The sequence below is a fragment of the Micromonospora sp. NPDC051196 genome, from assembly GCF_040682415.1.
Taxonomy (GTDB): Bacteria; Actinomycetota; Actinomycetes; order Mycobacteriales; family Micromonosporaceae; genus Micromonospora.
In genome coordinates, this window is the sequence record NZ_JBFBAY010000002.1 from 363,278 (window position 1) to 379,170 (window position 15,893).

Consider the following 15,893-nt stretch of genomic DNA (forward strand, 5'->3'; position numbering starts at 1 on the left):
TCGTGGGTGCGGGTGTCTCTGCGATCAGCGGGACACGCGGATCGGCATGATGAGGTACCGGTACCCAGCGATGAGCTCGCCATCCTCGCCGGCGGGGGAAATAACCGCAGGCTTGAAGGCGTCGACGAACTGCAGTACGGCGAACTGGGCGCCGAGGTTTGCCAGCCCGTCGATGAGGTACTGCGGGTTGAAGCCGATGGTGAGCGGCTCGCCGGTAAAGGTGGCCTCCATCGCCTCGCTGGCCCGTGCCTCTTCGGTGCCACCGGCCTCGACGACCAGTCCGTCGGCGCTGAAGCTGAGCAGCACGGGGGTGGTTCGCTCGGCGACCAGGGCGACCCGCTTGACCACCTCGATGAGGGTGCTGACCGGCACCCGGGCCTCGGCGTTGTGGCTGGCCGGGAAGAGTGAGCGCACCGGTGGGTAGTTGGCCCCGTCGAGCAGGCGGCTGGTGGTACGCCGGGTGCCGCCGGAGAATCCGATCATGCCCTCACCGGCCGAGCCCTGGGACAGGGCCAGAGTGACCTGGCCGCCGAGCGGACCGAGGGCCTTGGCGGTGTCGTTGAGGGTACGGGCCGGCACCAGCGCGTTGATGCTGATCTCCGGGTCGTCCGGGTTCCACTCCATCTCGCGCAGCGCGAGCCGGTAGCGGTCGGTGGCGAGCATGGCGAGCGTGCCACCGGACAACTCGACGCGGACGCCGGTCATCATCGGCAGCGTCTCGTCCCGGCTGGCCGCGATGGCCACCTGAGCGACAGCGGCGGCGAAGGCGGCCGCGTCGATCGTGCCGGCGCTCTCCGGCATCTCCGGCAGGGTCGGGTAATCCTCCACCGGCATGGTGGGCAGGGTGAACCGGGCGCTGCCGCAGACCAGTTCGAGGTGCGCACCCACCGCGGCGATGTCGACCGGTTTGGCGGGCAGCGCCTTGGTGATCTCGGCCAACAGCCGGCCGGAGACGAGCGCGGCGCCGTCGGCGTCGCCCTGCACCTCCACGGTCACCTGGCTGGAGACCTCGTAGTCGAAGCCGGAAACCTGCAGGCTGCCGTCGGTGACACGGAGCATCACGCCGGCCAGCACCGGTACGGACGGCCGGTTGGGCAGGCTCTTTGCGGTCCAGGCCACGGCCTCGGCGAGCGCGTCGCGCTCCACTCGGAACTTCATCAATGCCTCCGCGTCGACGTCGACGTCGTCAACTCTCTCATGCCGGCCGCTGCCCACCGACCCGCCTGGCGTGCGGTACCCATCGCACCTTAGGGCGCGAGGGTATCGGCTGTGCGTCCGACCCCGTGGATCGTGTCGATGCTGACGGGTTTCTCCGGCAGCGATCGGCCGATCCACAGGAAGTCCAACGGTGATGATTGGTTTTCGTTCTTTCAGAAGAGATAACCCATCGTCTTCATCGCACCTGTGCAAACTGTGGAGAACCCTCATCTGCCCAGGTCAGCGCGTTATCCACCGGTGGGTTTGCTGTGGAGAACCCGGGGTACAACTGGGCCCTCGGTCCACAGGTGGGTCCGGTGTCCCCAGTTGTCCACCGCTGTCCACCGGTTATCCACCGGTTATCCACCGACTTTCTCCCCAGCCCTGTGGATCGCGGTGGCCGTCGCGATGCCGGTTTTCCCCAGAACCTTCAACAGCTTCCCCACAGGTGCATCGTCCGCGGTGGACAGAGCGGACGGTTGTCCACAGGCGTCCACAGGCGTCCACAGCGTTGTCCCCAGCTTTTCTCCACAGCCTGTGGGTAACCGGCCATATGCAGTACGTGGTTGTCCACAGGCTGTGAGTTACGAGCTGTGGACAACGAGTGGGAACTTGTGTGGTCACGGTCTCGATGCTGTGGTCTACACCTCATCGAGAGTCAACCTGCGAGCACGAAAAAGCCCGGCCGGGTGATCCCAGCCGGGCCCGCTCGGGGCGCGTACGCCCCTCAGGTGTTCTGTTTGATCCGGTTGGTCAGCTCGGCGATCTGGTTGTAGAGCGAGCGCCGTTCGGCCATCTGCTGACGGATCTTGCGATCGGCGTGCATGACCGTGGTGTGGTCCCGGCCACCGAAAGCCTGGCCGATCCGGGGCAGCGACAGGTCGGTCAGCTCGCGACACAGGTACATGGCCACCTGGCGGGCGTTGACGAGCACCCGGGAGCGGGAGTGTCCCCGCAGGTCCTCCAGGCTGACCCCGAAGTAGTCGGCGGTGGAGACCATGATCTGGTCGGCGGTGATCTCCGGGCCTGTACCGTCCGGGATGAAATCCCGCAGCACCTCCTCGGCCAGCGACAACTCGACGCTCGATCGGGTCAGGCTGGCGAAGGCGGTGACCCTGATCAGCGCACCCTCCAGTTCCCGGATCGAGTTCGACACCCGCGAGGCGATGAACTCCAGCACGTCCGGCGGGGCGTAGAGCCGCTCCTGCGCCGCCTTCTTCTGCAGGATCGCGATCCGGGTCTCCAGGTCCGGTGGCTGGATGTCGGCCAGCAGCCCCCACTCGAACCGGGTCCGCAGGCGGTCCTCCAGCGTCGCCAGTTGCTTCGGTGAGCGGTCGGAGGTGATCACGATCTGCTTGTTGGCGTTGTGCAGGGTGTTGAAGGTGTGGAAGAACTCCTCCTGGGTCCGCTCGCGGTTCTCCAGGAACTGGATGTCGTCGATCAGCAGGATGTCGACGTCGCGGTAGCGGCGCTGGAACGCGCTGGTCTTGTCGTCCCGCAGCGAGTTGATGAAGTCGTTGGTGAATTCCTCGGTCGAGACGTACCGGACCGAGCGGGCGTTGCCCAGCGTGGTGGCGTAGTGCCCGATGGCGTGCAGCAGGTGGGTCTTGCCCAGCCCGGAACTGCCGTAAATGAACAGCGGGTTGTACGCCTTCGCCGGCGACTCGGCCACCGCCACCGAGGCGGCGTGCGCGAACCGGTTGGACGAGCCGATGACGAACGTCTCAAACATGTACTTGGGGTTGAGGCGGTTACCGCCGCTGTCCGCGCCGGTGGGCAGCCGCCGGTCGTCGCGGGGGCGATGGTCCGTGCCGCTGCGGCCGGGCCCGCTGTCGGTGCCACTGTCGCCGGGCAGCGGCCGGATCACGTGCTGGTCGCGGGGGGAGACCCCGGGTTCGTCGCCGTACCGGTTGCCGAAGCCACGCGGGCCGGTGGCCGGCGGGTCCAGCCGGCCGGCCTGCTCGGTGAAGCCGAGTCGCTGGGGTGACCGCCGGACTTCACCCGGCCGGTTCGTCGGCCGCGACGGCTCGACGAACGCCGTGCCGAAGAGGGCTTCCTGACCGTCGGCCACGGGTGGACCGGTACGCGGGCCGCCCTCGGCGGCGTTGGCGGGGTCCGGTACGGGTCGGTCGAACCGGTTGGGGTGGTGCTGCTCGGGAATGAGCGGGAGCTGCTGACGGTCGTCGGCCATCGCGTCCTGCTCGGCCGCAGGATCGCTGTAGTGGACCGGGCCGTTGTAGTCGACCGGGCCGTTGTCGTGAACGTTCGGCCCCGGCTCGGTCGCGCTGTGATAGACGGTGCCCTCGGTACGGCCGTCCTCGGGTACCCGAACGGTGACCGCTACCTGGATCGGTCGGCCGAGCCGGCGGGTGAGCGCCTCGGTGATGGCCGGCCGCAGTCGCGATTCGATCACGTCTCGGGTGAAGGCGTCGGGTACGGACAGCAGCACGGTGTCCTCGACGATGGCCCGCAGCCGGGTCAACCGTAGGTACGCCCGCTGCTGTGCAGAGATGATCTCGTCGGCGAGTTCATCCGTGGTCGCCGTCCACACCGCGGCAAGGTCGGTCGTACCGGCCACCGTCGTGCCACCCCCTCGCCTCTGCTCCCGGATGCCGCCGTCCCCCGGCCATCCGGAGGCCCAGTGCCGGGCAGGTGTGACCGGTAACCCACCCGTCGTCCCACCCGGTCGTTCTCCACAAGTTATCCACAGCCTGTGTACCGACCGATTGTGGCCGCCTGCCGGGCGTGGGTCGGACCTACCCCCCTGCCGTGGCCGGGTGCTGAAGCGGGGTTCACCGTGCCGAACGATTCACCACCGTGTCCGGTCTTGCCCTGCCGGCGACATCCCGGACCTGGAGACGCTGACCGCAATCGGGCACGGTAACAGCGTTGTCGCCGCATCATCAACCGTCGACGCGCCTGGCCCCTTGTCGGCATCAGTGAAAACCACCGCTTCGGTCGTACTTCGGTGCAGGTAGACCGTACGGATCCGCCGGTTTGACGGTGATTGCACCCCGACCTAGGCTGGAGGGGCTGCTCTCACGCCCTCTGCTAGGGTGATGGGTGCTCGCTGCCTGTGATGGCTTCCGGCTGATGGCTTCCGGTGTCCTTGAGATACTGCGGAGTGTGCGGCCATCGCGCCGTCCGGGCAGCACCGATCGAGGTCGCCACCGCGGCGGCCTGGACCACCACGACCTCGGCGTTTCACGCCGTGGCCGTCCGACAACGGAGAGCCTGACGTGAGCAAGCGCACCTACCAGCCGAACAACCGCCGGCGCGCGAAGACCCACGGCTTCCGGCTGCGTATGCGCACCCGGGCCGGCCGCGCCATCATCTCGACTCGTCGCGCCAAGGGTCGCGCCCGCCTGTCGGCCTGAGGCCGACCGGGCCCGCTCCCGGGGGACTGGCAGTCGTGCTGACAGCCGCGCAGCGACTGCGGCGCAGTAGCGACTTCGCCGCAGCGGTCCGCAGTGGCCGTCGGGCTGGTCGGGGCACGGTGGTCGTGCACCTGACACTGCCGGGGACAGCCGGGGGCACACCAGACGTAGCGCCGGAACCGGTGCGGGGCGGCACGGAGGAGAACTCCGCGCCGATTTCCCGTGCCGGTTTCGTGGTTTCCAAGGCTGTCGGGCCGGCAGTGACCCGGAACAAGGTCCGTCGCCGGTTGCGGCACCTGGTCCGGGAACGGCTTCAGGACCTGCCGGCCGGAAGCACTCTCGTCGTACGAGCCCTGCCGGCCGCCGCCGAGGCCACGTACCAGCGGCTCGGTGCCGACCTGGGCGACGCGCTGAGCGCTGCCCGGACCAGTCGGGGACGGCGGCGGTGAGCACAGACCCGAATGGGGGGCGTCCGGCTACCGGCGGTGCCCGAGTGCTGACCCTTCCTATCATCGCGTACCGTCGGTGGATAAGTCCGGCGCTGCCGGCCCGCTGTCGGTTCTACCCGTCGTGTAGTGCGTATGCCCTGGAGGCGGTCACCCGACACGGCGCGCTTCGGGGAGCCGGTCTGACGGTCCGGCGGTTGTCGCGCTGCCATCCATTCAATCCTGGTGGATACGACCCGGTGCCGGAGCCGGGCGTCCGCCGAGCTGCCGACGTGACTGGAGCCTGAGTGTTTAGTCTCGACTGGATCTACTACGCGATCTCGTGGATCCTGCTGGCCTGGCATTCGGCCTGGGACGCCATCGGGGTCCCGGAGACCGCGGTCATCGGCACCAACTGGTCCTGGATCCTGGCCATCGTCTTCCTGGTGGTCACCGTTCGGGTGATCCTCTTCCCGATCTTCGTCAAGCAGATCAAGTCGCAGCGGGCGATGCAGGCGCTTCAGCCGCAGGTGAAGGCCCTGCAGGAGAAGCACAAGGGTGACCGGGAGACGCTCCAGAAAGAAATGATGGAGCTCTATCGGAAGGAAAAGGCCAACCCGCTGATGGGCTGCCTTCCGATGTTCCTCCAGATCCCGGTCTTCCTCGGCCTGTTCCACGTGCTGCGCCGCCTCAACCCGGACCCGGCGAAGGCCAACAAGGACATCTACGGGTGGACGGTCGAGCAGTTCAACAGCGCCTCCGACGCGACGCTGTTCACCGCTCCGATCGCCAGCAAGTTCGGCTCGACGGCGGCTGAGCTGGCCCAGCTGGGTGCGAACGGCACCACGGTCAAGATCATGGCCGGCATCCTGGTGCTGGTGATGATGGGCACCACCTACCTCACCAGCCGCCAGATGATTCTCAAGACCGGTTGGGCGGAGGATCCGCAGCAGCGGATGATCCAGCGCCTGATGCTCTACGGCATCCCGCTGTCGCTGCTGGTCTCCGGTGCGATCTTCCCGATCGGTGTGATCATCTACTGGGTCACCAACAACCTCTTCACCCTCGGCCAGCAGCAGTGGGTACTGCGTAAGTTCCCCCCGCCGGTGACCGCGACCAGCAAGCCGGGCACCGGCGCGCAGCCGGCGAAGACCACCGGTCTGTTCGGCCGCAGCAAGCCCGCGCCGGCACCGACCAAGCCGGCTGCGCCGAAGGTCGCCGGCCCGAAGCCGGGCGCCAAGCCGGCCAACCCGAAGAAGGGCCGCCCCGCCAAGCGGCAGGGCTGAACCGTCCGGGCCGTCGCCGAGAAGCCGGCGGCGGCCTGTCGCATGACGTGCAGCCGCCGAAAGGCTGGCGCCGCAAGCGCGAAGGGCCGCGCAGGTCGCGGTGAACGGGCGAAACTGCCCTACAGACGTGCCCGTGGGCACCGGCGACGTCCCGCCGGCCCCGGGGAACCAGCGGACCGCAGGTCCGGCCGAGCGAGTACGGAGATGACACCGTGACCGACACCAGCATCCCCCGCGCCGACCAGTCCTTGGACGACGAGCCGACTGCGGCGGCTCCGGTCGACGGCGAGCCTGAGGAGACCGACGCGGAGGCGGTGCCGTCCAAGGGTGACGGCGACCTCTTCCGGCAGAGTGAGATCGCAGCCGACTATATCGAGGGACTCCTCGACATCCTCGACTACGACGGTGACATCGACGAGTTGGTGTCGGGTGGTCGGCCGGTCGTAGAGGTGGTCGGCGGCCGGCTGCAGAACCTCGTCGGCCAGCGCGGCGCCACCCTCGAAGCGCTCCAGGAATTGGCCCGACTCGCCGTGTTCCGGCAGACCGGGTCGCCGAGCCGACTGCTGCTCGACGTGGGGGGCTACCGGGCCAGCCGGCGTAAGGAACTCGCGGCGGTGGCGCGTAACGCCGTCGAGAAGGTCAAGGAGCACGGCGAGTCGGTGCGGCTGGAGGCGATGTCCGCGTTCGAGCGCAAGTGCGTGCACGACGTGGTGAACGCGATCGACGGGGTGGAGAGCGAGTCCGAAGGTGTCGAGCCCAACCGGCGGATCGTCGTCCGCCCCGCGGGCTGAGCGGGTGAACCGAGACGACTTCAGGGGTGGTACCCCGACCGGCCCGGGTGGCACGCCGCCCGGGCCGCCGGCTGTCCGTCCCGAGCTCCCTGGCCCGCCACCCGACCCGGCCTCGGCGCTGTTGCCGCCCGAGTTGACCGAGGCGGCCGCGCGACTCTTCGGTGACCGCCTCGACCTGGCTGCCGCGTACGCCGAACTGCTGGTCACCGACGGGGTCGTGCGCGGCCTGATCGGGCCTCGCGAGGCACCTCGGATCTGGGACCGGCATCTGCTCAACTGCGCGGTGGTGGGCGAGCTGATCCCGACCGATGCGACCGTGATCGACGTGGGTTCCGGGGCTGGACTACCCGGACTGGTGCTCGCCATCGCCCGCCCTGACCTCCAGGTGACGCTGCTCGAACCGCTGGCCCGGCGCACCGCCTTCCTTGCCGAGGCGGTGGAGACGTTGGGGCTGCACGATTCGGTTCAGGTGTTGCGCGGGCGGGCCGAGGAGGTCGCTGCGGGGCCCGATCCGGTACGCGGTGACGTGGTGACCGCCCGCGCGGTGGCACCCCTGGACCGGCTGGCCGCCTGGTGCCTGCCGCTGGCGGTACTCGGCGGACGGCTGGTGGCCCTCAAGGGCGCCTCGGCTGCCGAAGAGGTCGTCGAGCATGCATCTGCGGTGCATCGTCTCGGTGGCGCGGAGCCCGTGCTGCGTCGCTGCGGTGAGGGCATCGTGGACCCGCCCACCGTCGTGGTCGAGATCGTGCGGGACCGCATGGTGGGCCCGACGCCTCGGGCGTCGGCGAAGAAGACCCGGGCAAGTAGGTCCCGGCATCGCCGGTGACTGTGCCTCACGTCCCTCTCGACTTGACCCCGACGTGGGTGTGGGCCGGCGGGTTGCGAACCCAACATGGACCGGCCACGCCCATGGGCCGTAGGCTGGCCGCGCGTCGATAGTGTGGAGCGGGCGGCGATGGATCTCCTCCGGGGCCTGCCGCTCCTGCCGGGCGACACCTCTGCGAAACAGCGCGAGTGGCCCGGCTGGCGGGTGCGGACCGACCATCCGAAGCGGGCAGGGATGACAGGTGCATGACGACGGTAGGTATGACGATCCTCGCGTGACCGGGTCAGCGAGCGACCCTGTTTCACGTGAAACCGAATACCCGGGTTGGCGGCCCTCCGGGGCCTCACCGAACCCGTCAGACCCTCGCGGAGAGGCTCCCCCGCCGGATGCTCCGTGGCCCCGGGGCGGGGAGGGGTCACCGGGCCGGGACGGATCGGATGCCGGGGCTCGCCCGGTCAATGCCAGTCCCGACGCACGCGTGATCCCGATCCGCCGAAACACCTCGGCTTCGGCACGATTCGAGCCGGCGCCGTCGTACCAGCCGGTGCCGGATCCGCGGCCTCCGGCCGACACGCCCGCCGGGCCCTACGAGCCGGCAACCGCCGAGGCCGCGTACGTTTCACGTGAAACCCCGACGCGCGAAGAGGATGACCCACCGTTGGCTATGGAGGCGATGCGCGCCGTGCAGATTCTGAATCCGAGTGGCGAGGTGACCATGCCTCGGCCGGAGCGGACCCGGGTCATGTGCGTCGCGAACCAGAAGGGCGGCGTGGGTAAGACCACAACCACGGTCAACCTTGCGGTGGCGCTTGCCCTGCACGGGAACCGGGTACTAGTGGTCGACCTCGACCCACAGGGCAACGCCTCCACCGGGCTCAACGTCCCGCACCACACCGGTGTGCCCGATGTGTACGACTGCCTCATCAACAGCGTGCCCTTGGAGGATGTGGCCCAGGCGGTCGAGGGCATCCCCAACCTGTGGTGCGTACCGGCCACGATCGACCTGGCCGGCGCGGAGATCGAACTGGTCTCCGTGGTGGCCCGTGAATCGCGGCTGGCCCGGGCCATCGCCGCCTACCCCGGGCACTTCGACTACGTCTTCATCGACTGCCCGCCGTCGCTGGGCCTGTTGACGGTGAACGCGTTGGTGGCCGCCCAGGAGGTCCTCATCCCCATTCAGTGCGAGTACTACGCGCTGGAGGGGCTGAACCAGCTGATCAACAACATCAACCTGGTCCGCCAACACCTCAACCCTCGGCTTGAGGTGTCCACGATCCTGCTCACCATGTACGACCGCCGGACCCGGCTCGCCGATGCGGTCGAGCAGGACGTGCGGAACCACTTCGGCGACAAGGTGCTCCAGGCGGTCATTCCGCGTAACGTCCGGGTCTCCGAGGCGCCCAGCTACGGCCAGTCGGTGATGACCTACGATCCCGGTTCACGGGGGGCGACGAGTTACTTCGAGGCCGCCCAGGAGATTGCCGAGCGAGGCGTCAAGGAGCCGGTGGGCCGGAATGCGTAGTGCGGATGAGGCGCTGGGAGGCGTGGCATGAAGAACCGTCCTCGGGGCGGTCTGGGACGAGGCCTGGGCGCGTTGATCCCGACCGGGCCGGCACCGGAAGCTGCCGCTGGCTCCGCCGCGATCACAGGCGGGGCGAGCGCGGCGCCGACCGTCGACGACGTACCACCCACGGTGTCATCGCCGGCTCCGGCGAGCGTGCCTGACCCGATCCTGAGCCCGGTACCCGGCGCGCGCTTCGCCGAGATCCCGGTCGACTCGATCGTGCCCAACCCGAAGCAACCCCGGCAGGTCTTCGACGAGGAGGCGTTGGAGGAACTGAAGACCTCCATCCGAGAGGTCGGTTTCCTTCAACCGATCGTGGTGCGGCAGCTCGACGACGAGAAGTTCGAACTCGTCATGGGCGAACGGCGGTGGCGAGCTGCCCAGGCCGTAGACCGCGAGACCATCCCGGCGATCGTTCGGGACACCCGCGACGACGCCATGCTGCGCGACGCGCTGCTGGAGAACATCCACCGGGCCAACCTGAACCCGCTGGAGGAGGCCGCGGCCTATCAGCAGTTGCTGGAGGAGTTCGGTGCGACCCACGAGGAGTTGGCCCGCCGGATCGGGCGGAGCCGGCCACAGATCTCCAACACCATCAGACTGCTGAACCTGCCGGCGCAGGTGCAGCGACGGGTCGCCGCGGGAGTGCTCTCCGCAGGGCACGCACGGGCACTGTTGAGCCTGGAGGATCCGCAGGCGCAGGAACAGCTCGCGCTGCGGATCGTGGCCGAGGGCCTGTCGGTGCGGGCGACGGAAGAGATCGTCGCGCTGTCGTTGAGCGACGGGACGGGCAAGAAGGAGTCGGCCAAGCGTCGCGCCAAGCCGCACGCTCCCGGGCTCAACGATCTAGCCGATCGGCTCTCCGATCGCTTCGACACCCGGGTGAAGGTCGACATCGGTCGGAGCAAAGGCAAGATCACAATCGAGTTCGCCACGGTTGACGACCTGGAGCGGATCGTTGACCTCATCGGGGTCAACCGGGAGCAGTCGGAAGACTGAACGCCGCCCCCAGTGAACGGCCGCACGCTCCTTCCGGAGATGCGGCCGTTTCTTTGGGCCCGTTTCACGTGAAACAGGCTGCCGGACGCTTCCGCTTCGGCGCAGCCGGTCCAGGAACTCCCGCACCCGGTCGCCGCGCAGGGTGACCTTCGCGCCAGCCTCCTCCCCTCGCGCTGCTCGCGTTGATAGATAGCCGAACTGGCTGTGGCTCGAACGTGACATGGGCCGGAAAGCCGCTCTGGACACGACTGGACCAGCTGAGAAGCTACGGGGTTGCTGGGGGTGGCGTGAACACCTTCGAGGCCGTCCACCTGGACCACAGCGGCGTTTACGAGTGCGGGCTGCGGCTGCGCTGGCGTGCGGTCTCAGGGCCGCCGATCAGCTGCGCTTTTCGTGGGCGTCGACTTGTTGGACCAAGGTCGCTACCGATGACGCACCCGTCGTTCGGTGAGACGGGCACAGAAGCGCAGGCGCCCGCAGCCAACTGCCGACGCCAGTTGCAGATGGGATCGGCAGCGGGAACCCGGACGGCATGAGGCGGGATGTGGTCAGGGCCGGCGGGCCACCGTCACGAACTTGTTGTAGGTGAAGACCCGGCCAGCCGCCCACCGAATCCGCGCGAGCCTCGTGGGCCCTGAGACTCAACATGACCTACGTGGCGCAGGCGTCGTCGTGTCAATGAAGGCGGACACGGTTTCACGTGAAACGCACTGCGGTCCGGGGCGGGTGGAAGGCGTGCACCAAGCGCCCGAGGCCCAAAATGTTATCCACACCGGTTATCCACAGCCTGCCGTCGTTTCACGTGGAACACCGACTAAAACCCCTTGTCGAAGCAGGCTTAGCAGGTGCGCCGAGAGCATCGGGCAGCCTGTGGATATCTCTGGGGACAACGGGTGGGATGGCCGGGTCCACGCGAAATTTCCGCCAGCGGAGGCGAACTCGATTCGGGTAGGGGACAGGGGTGTCGGACTCGGTTAGGGTCAGCCTCGTGCACGACACCCCTCCCTCAGTTCCGGACTTCACCCAGTGGCCGTCCTTCCCCTTCGAGGGCGACCTCCGAGTCAAACGCCTCGACGACCCGGTCTCGGTCGAACCGCCCCGCAAGGGCGAGGCACACCGGGATTGCACTGCCTGCCAGGCGCCGGATGACGCCTACATCTGGGTTGGCGAGCGGTGGCGCGTACGCGCCATGGATCGTCCGACCGGCCTGCCCATGGTCCTCATCCTGGAATCCCGGTCGCACCTGGATCTCGGGGATCTGCCCAATCTGCTCGCCGCCGAACTGGGTGTGATGACGGTCAGACTCGAACGCGCTATCCGGTCGTTGGACGGGGTGGCCCGAGTCCACGTCAACCGCTGGGGTGACGGCTCGGCTCACCTGCACATGTGGTTCCTCGCCCGCCCGTACGGGCGGCTCCAGTTGCGGGGTACCTTCCTGTCCCTCTGGGACTCGATCCTGCCGCCCATCTCGGAGGAGAAATGGCGGGAGAATCTGGCCCTGGTGGCCGCCTGGCTCGCGGAGTTCGGTGGGCGTCCGCTGGCCGAGCCGCCCCGCATCCAGTGGCAGGCTCCGTCCAGTCTTGCCGCGCAGTCGGCGCCGGCCCAGCGCGAGCCGACCGAGGGCGGATCGCTGCTGGACGCCATCGGGGAGACGGCAGACCCACCCGATGCGCCGGGCGCCGTGACCGTGCCTCCCGCTGACGGTAAGACAGCGCAGACCGTAACGAGCTCAGCCAGCCCGACCGAGGACCCGGCACCGCGGCCGGCAGCGGGCCGTACCATCCCGGAACAGGAGGCCGCAGCCGACGCGGACGCCCCCTTGTCACGACCCGAGCAGCCGGCTGACGAGGCGCCGCGCAGCGGAGCCGGTGTTGTGGCCGCTGGGGCGGATGCGACCGGCTCATCTTCCGGGCGGCCCGGACAGAGCGACACGTCGACACCGGGTCCGGCTGACAAGGCGCACGGGGACGACACTGCCGGGCCGGCCGACGCGGTCAAGTCCTGAACGTGGCGCGGTGGGCCGACCAGGCACACACCCAGAGTTGAATTCAACAGGGCCAGCAGTGCGGCAGGCGGCCGAAGGGTTGCGCTGCCCTCGGGACGATCAGCGGCGGGTGGCGGCGCGGGTGACCAGAGCGCCGAGCACTCGTCCGAAGTCCAGCCCGGCCGCCTGTATCGCCAGGGGCAGCAGCGACGTCTCGGTCATCCCCGGCGAGACGTTGACCTCAAGGACATGAGGTTGACCGGTCGAGTCGACGATGAGGTCGACCCGGCTGAGGTCGCGTAGCCCGAGCGCCGTGTGGGCGGCCAGCGCGACCTGGGCCACCGCCTCGGCGACCGCCGGTTCAAGTCGCGCCGGCGTGTGCCAGGTGGTCCGACCGGCGGTGTAGCGCGCGGCGTAGTCGTAGACGCCGTTGCGCGGCACGATCTCGACCGGCGGCAGAGCCTGAGGGCCGTCGCCCAGGTCGATGACGGAGACGGCGACGTCCATGCCGGGCACGTAGCGTTCCACGAGGGCGGTGGGGTCGTACGCGAAACAACCGACCATGGCGGCTGGCAGCGACGCCGCGTCCCGGACCACGGCGGCGCCGAGACCGGAGCCACCCTGGGCGGGCTTCACCATCAACGGCAGCCCCAACCGGTCGACGATGCGATCCAGCACCGCCACCGCGCCCAACTCGCTGAACCGGTCGTGCGGCAGCGCGACCCAGTCGGGGGTGGCGATGCCGGCTTCCCGGAGCACCGCCTTCGCCGACGGCTTGTCCCAGGCGAGGCGGGACGCCCGCGCGTCACACCCGACATATGGCACGCCGCAGAGATCGAGCACGCCACGCAGCGACCCGTCCTCCCCGGTGGCACCATGCAACGCGATCACCACGGCGTCGGGCGGATCGGCGGTCAGTGCCGGAAGCAGAGCCACATCGGCGTCGCGTAGCTCAGCGTCCACCCCGACCGATCGCAGCGCGTCCAGCACCCGCCGACCCGAGCGCAGGGACACGTCCCGCTCGTACGACAGGCCACCGGCGAGCACGACCACGTGCAGGTCTTCGGCGGCGTGACCGGACACAGGAGTTTCTTCGGCAGCGGTGGCACCCATGCCGGGCATCATGCCAAGTCGGGTCCTGGGGTGTCCGAGCCGGCCTGGCCACGCCGCGTGCCCGGCCCGCCGACCGCGCCGAACACCCGCCGCATGGCGATGTCCTGCTCCATCACACCGGCCAGCCGGCGAACACCCTCCCGGATCCGCTCCGGCGGCGGGAAGGAGAAGTTGAGCCGCATGTGGCCGGTACCGTTGCCGTCGGCGTAGAAGCCGGTGCCCGGCACGTAGGCGACCCGCGCGGCGATGGCCCGAGGCATCATCGCCTTCGAGTCGAGCCCTTCCGGCAGGGTCGCCCAGACGAAGAGGCCGCCGCCCGGGGTGGTCCACCTGGTCCCGGCCGGCATCAGGTCCGCCAGTGCGGCCAGCATCGCGTCCCGCCGCTCCCGGTAGACCTCCTGGTACACCTTCAGCTGCTCGCGCCAGGGCATGGTGCTCAGGTACGTGCTGACGGCCGACTGCGCGTACGCGCTGGGGCAGAGGATCTGCGCCTCGCTGGCGATGACCAGCTTGTCGCGTACGGCGTGCGGGGCGAGGATCCAACCGACCCGCAGCCCCGGAGCGAACGTCTTGGAGAAGGTGCTGAGATAGAAGACACCGTGCCGGCGCCGGGCCCGCAGCGGTGCGGGCGCCTCCCCCTCGAAGCCCAACTGGCCGTACGGGTCGTCCTCGACGACCAGCAGTCCGGCGCGTTCGCAGATGTCCAGCACCCGCTCCCGGCGCTCCTCGGTCAGCGTCACGCCGGCCGGGTTCTGGTACGTCGGGATGGTGTAGAGGAACTTCACCCGCCGGCCGGCCCGGGCCTGGTCCGCGATGGCCGTCTCCAATGCCTCCGGGATCAGGCCGTCCTCGTCCATCGGCACGTGTACGACCTGCGCCTGGGCGGCCTGGAAGACCCCGAGAGCGCCGACGTAGGTCGGACCCTCGGCGAGTACTACGTCACCCGGGTCGAGGAAGAGTCGAGCCACCAGGTCGAGTGCCTGCTGCCCGCCGACAGTCACCACCACGTCGTCCGGTGAGGCGCCGCAGGAGGCGTCGATGCCGGAGAGAGCCATCACCTCGCAGATCCGCTCGCGCAACTCCAGCGTGCCCTGGCCGATGCCGTACTGGAGGGTGGTGGTGCCGTGCTCGCTGCTGAGCCGGCCGAGCATCTCGCCCACGGCGTCCAGCGGGAGCGCGGCGATGTACGGGGCGCCGCCGGCGAGGGAGACGACCTCCGGTCGGCTGGCGACCGCGAACAGTGCCCGGATCTCCGAGGCGGTCATCCCCCGCACCCGGCGGGCGTACCGGTCGGTGTAGTCGTCGAGCGTTGTGCCGGTCATGACATCACCTCGATGCTGCGCGGACGGCTCTCGTCCCGAATACCCGGGACACCGGCGACCATGGCGGCACGGCGCGCCGAGTGCCGATCCTAGCCCCCGAACAGTGCCCACGGCGCGTGTGATTCCACGCCCTTCCACATACCGGGCCGGTCGAGGAGCGCCCTGAGGTGGGCGTTTACGTGTCCTCTCCCGCGCCGCCGATCGGCGGCGTACGATCGCTCGTCGGGGCAGGAATGCGGCGGGTGGCGTCCGAGCCGGTCCCACTGCCGAGCCTAGTGTGGGGAAGCACACGATGTCGCGACGTCTGGTCAGCCTGACCCTGGACACGCTGGAGGACCTGCCCCGTCCTTGCCGGCAATGCGTCTACTGGGAGCTTGATCCGGTTTCCGCCGACCGTGCCTGCGCGGCCGGCGATCCCGGCCTCGAAAAGGAAGCCTGGGTCTCACAGACCCTGCTGGAGTGGGGCTCCTGCGGCAAACTCATCTACGTCGACGGGATGCCGGCCGGGTTCGTCATGTACGCCCCGCCGGCGTACGTGCCCCGCTCCATGGCGTTCCCCACCTCCCCGGTCTCCGCCGACGCGGCGCTGCTGATGACGGCGAACGTGGTACCAGCCTTTGCCGGTGGTGGACTGGGCCGGATGCTGGTGCAGGGAGTCGCCCGCGACCTCACCAAGCGAGGGATCAAGGCGATCGAGGCGTTCGGCGACGCCAAGTTCGGCGACGCGGCCGACCCGGCGGGCGCCTGTGTCGCACCTGCCGACTTCTTCCTCTCGGTCGGCTTCAAGACCGTCCGGCCGCACCCCCGTTATCCCCGGCTGCGGCTGGAACTGCGGACGGCGTTGAGCTGGAAGTCGGACGTCGAGTACGCGTTGGAGAAACTGCTCGGCTCAATGAGCCCGGAGTCGCTGCTGCGCCCCGTACGCCCCACCCCGGCCACCCGCACCACCACAGGCTGATCCGCCGAACACCAGGCTGAGCCGCAGAACACCACGGCCGGGCGCGGGACA

Annotated in this window: 14 protein-coding genes; 10 read left to right on the forward strand and 4 right to left on the reverse strand. The window is 69.1% G+C overall.

Annotated features, from left to right (window positions below):
• Positions 1–24: 24 nt before the first annotated feature.
• The gene (gene dnaN, locus AB0M35_RS07500) at positions 25–1,158 is read right to left on the reverse strand and encodes a DNA polymerase III subunit beta (RefSeq protein ID WP_363742710.1); all 1,134 of its coding nucleotides are present in this window, start codon (positions 1,156–1,158) and stop codon (positions 25–27) included.
• Positions 1,159–1,924: 766 nt separating this feature from the next.
• Positions 1,925–3,775 (reverse strand): chromosomal replication initiator protein DnaA, encoded by a 1,851-nt coding sequence (gene dnaA / locus AB0M35_RS07505; RefSeq protein WP_363742712.1) that lies wholly within the window; start codon positions 3,773–3,775, stop codon positions 1,925–1,927.
• Positions 3,776–4,436: 661 nt separating this feature from the next.
• Here dnaA and rpmH point away from each other — a divergent pair.
• The 9 genes from rpmH (at position 4,437) to AB0M35_RS07550 (ending at position 12,470) form a co-directional block, all read left to right on the forward strand.
• Complete coding sequence (gene rpmH, locus AB0M35_RS07510) at positions 4,437–4,574, forward strand: 50S ribosomal protein L34 (RefSeq protein ID WP_013736606.1); 138 nt, start codon at positions 4,437–4,439, stop codon at positions 4,572–4,574.
• A gap of 35 nt (positions 4,575–4,609) precedes the next feature.
• Positions 4,610–5,023, forward strand: a complete 414-nt coding sequence (gene rnpA / locus AB0M35_RS07515) for a ribonuclease P protein component (protein ID WP_363742714.1) — start codon at positions 4,610–4,612, stop codon at positions 5,021–5,023.
• A gap of 44 nt (positions 5,024–5,067) precedes the next feature.
• Positions 5,068–5,307 (forward strand): membrane protein insertion efficiency factor YidD, encoded by a 240-nt coding sequence (yidD, locus tag AB0M35_RS07520; RefSeq protein WP_363742716.1) that lies wholly within the window; start codon positions 5,068–5,070, stop codon positions 5,305–5,307.
• Positions 5,308–6,285, forward strand: coding sequence for a membrane protein insertase YidC (gene yidC, locus AB0M35_RS07525; RefSeq protein ID WP_363742718.1), 978 nt, complete (start codon positions 5,308–5,310; stop codon positions 6,283–6,285).
• Between the two features lie 212 nt (positions 6,286–6,497).
• Positions 6,498–7,076 carry a R3H domain-containing nucleic acid-binding protein gene (locus AB0M35_RS07530; protein ID WP_363742720.1) on the forward strand — a complete coding sequence of 193 codons (579 nt, stop codon included), beginning with the start codon at positions 6,498–6,500 and terminating at the stop codon, positions 7,074–7,076.
• Positions 7,077–7,194: 118 nt separating this feature from the next.
• Complete coding sequence (rsmG, locus tag AB0M35_RS07535; RefSeq protein ID WP_363743030.1) at positions 7,195–7,902, forward strand: 16S rRNA (guanine(527)-N(7))-methyltransferase RsmG; 708 nt, start codon at positions 7,195–7,197, stop codon at positions 7,900–7,902.
• Positions 7,903–8,143: 241 nt separating this feature from the next.
• The gene (locus AB0M35_RS07540; protein WP_363742722.1) at positions 8,144–9,424 is read left to right on the forward strand and encodes an AAA family ATPase; all 1,281 of its coding nucleotides are present in this window, start codon (positions 8,144–8,146) and stop codon (positions 9,422–9,424) included.
• Between the two features lie 27 nt (positions 9,425–9,451).
• Complete coding sequence (locus tag AB0M35_RS07545) at positions 9,452–10,465, forward strand: ParB/RepB/Spo0J family partition protein (RefSeq protein ID WP_363742724.1); 1,014 nt, start codon at positions 9,452–9,454, stop codon at positions 10,463–10,465.
• 988 nt (positions 10,466–11,453) lie between these two features.
• On the forward strand, positions 11,454–12,470 hold the full coding sequence (locus tag AB0M35_RS07550; protein WP_363742725.1) for a hypothetical protein: 1,017 nt from the start codon (positions 11,454–11,456) through the stop codon (positions 12,468–12,470).
• A gap of 99 nt (positions 12,471–12,569) precedes the next feature.
• On the opposite strand, the gene AB0M35_RS07555 is transcribed toward AB0M35_RS07550, so the two are convergent.
• Both AB0M35_RS07555 and AB0M35_RS07560 read right to left on the reverse strand, forming a co-directional pair.
• Entirely contained in the window at positions 12,570–13,562 is a 993-nt protein-coding gene (locus AB0M35_RS07555; protein ID WP_363742726.1) for a D-alanine--D-alanine ligase, read from the reverse strand.
• An 8-nt stretch (positions 13,563–13,570) separates the two neighbouring features.
• On the reverse strand, positions 13,571–14,884 hold the full coding sequence (locus AB0M35_RS07560; RefSeq protein ID WP_363742727.1) for a PLP-dependent aminotransferase family protein: 1,314 nt from the start codon (positions 14,882–14,884) through the stop codon (positions 13,571–13,573).
• Between the two features lie 292 nt (positions 14,885–15,176).
• Between AB0M35_RS07560 and AB0M35_RS07565 the strand changes: the two genes are divergently transcribed.
• Positions 15,177–15,842 (forward strand): GNAT family N-acetyltransferase, encoded by a 666-nt coding sequence (locus tag AB0M35_RS07565; RefSeq protein WP_363742728.1) that lies wholly within the window; start codon positions 15,177–15,179, stop codon positions 15,840–15,842.
• Positions 15,843–15,893 lie beyond the last annotated feature (51 nt).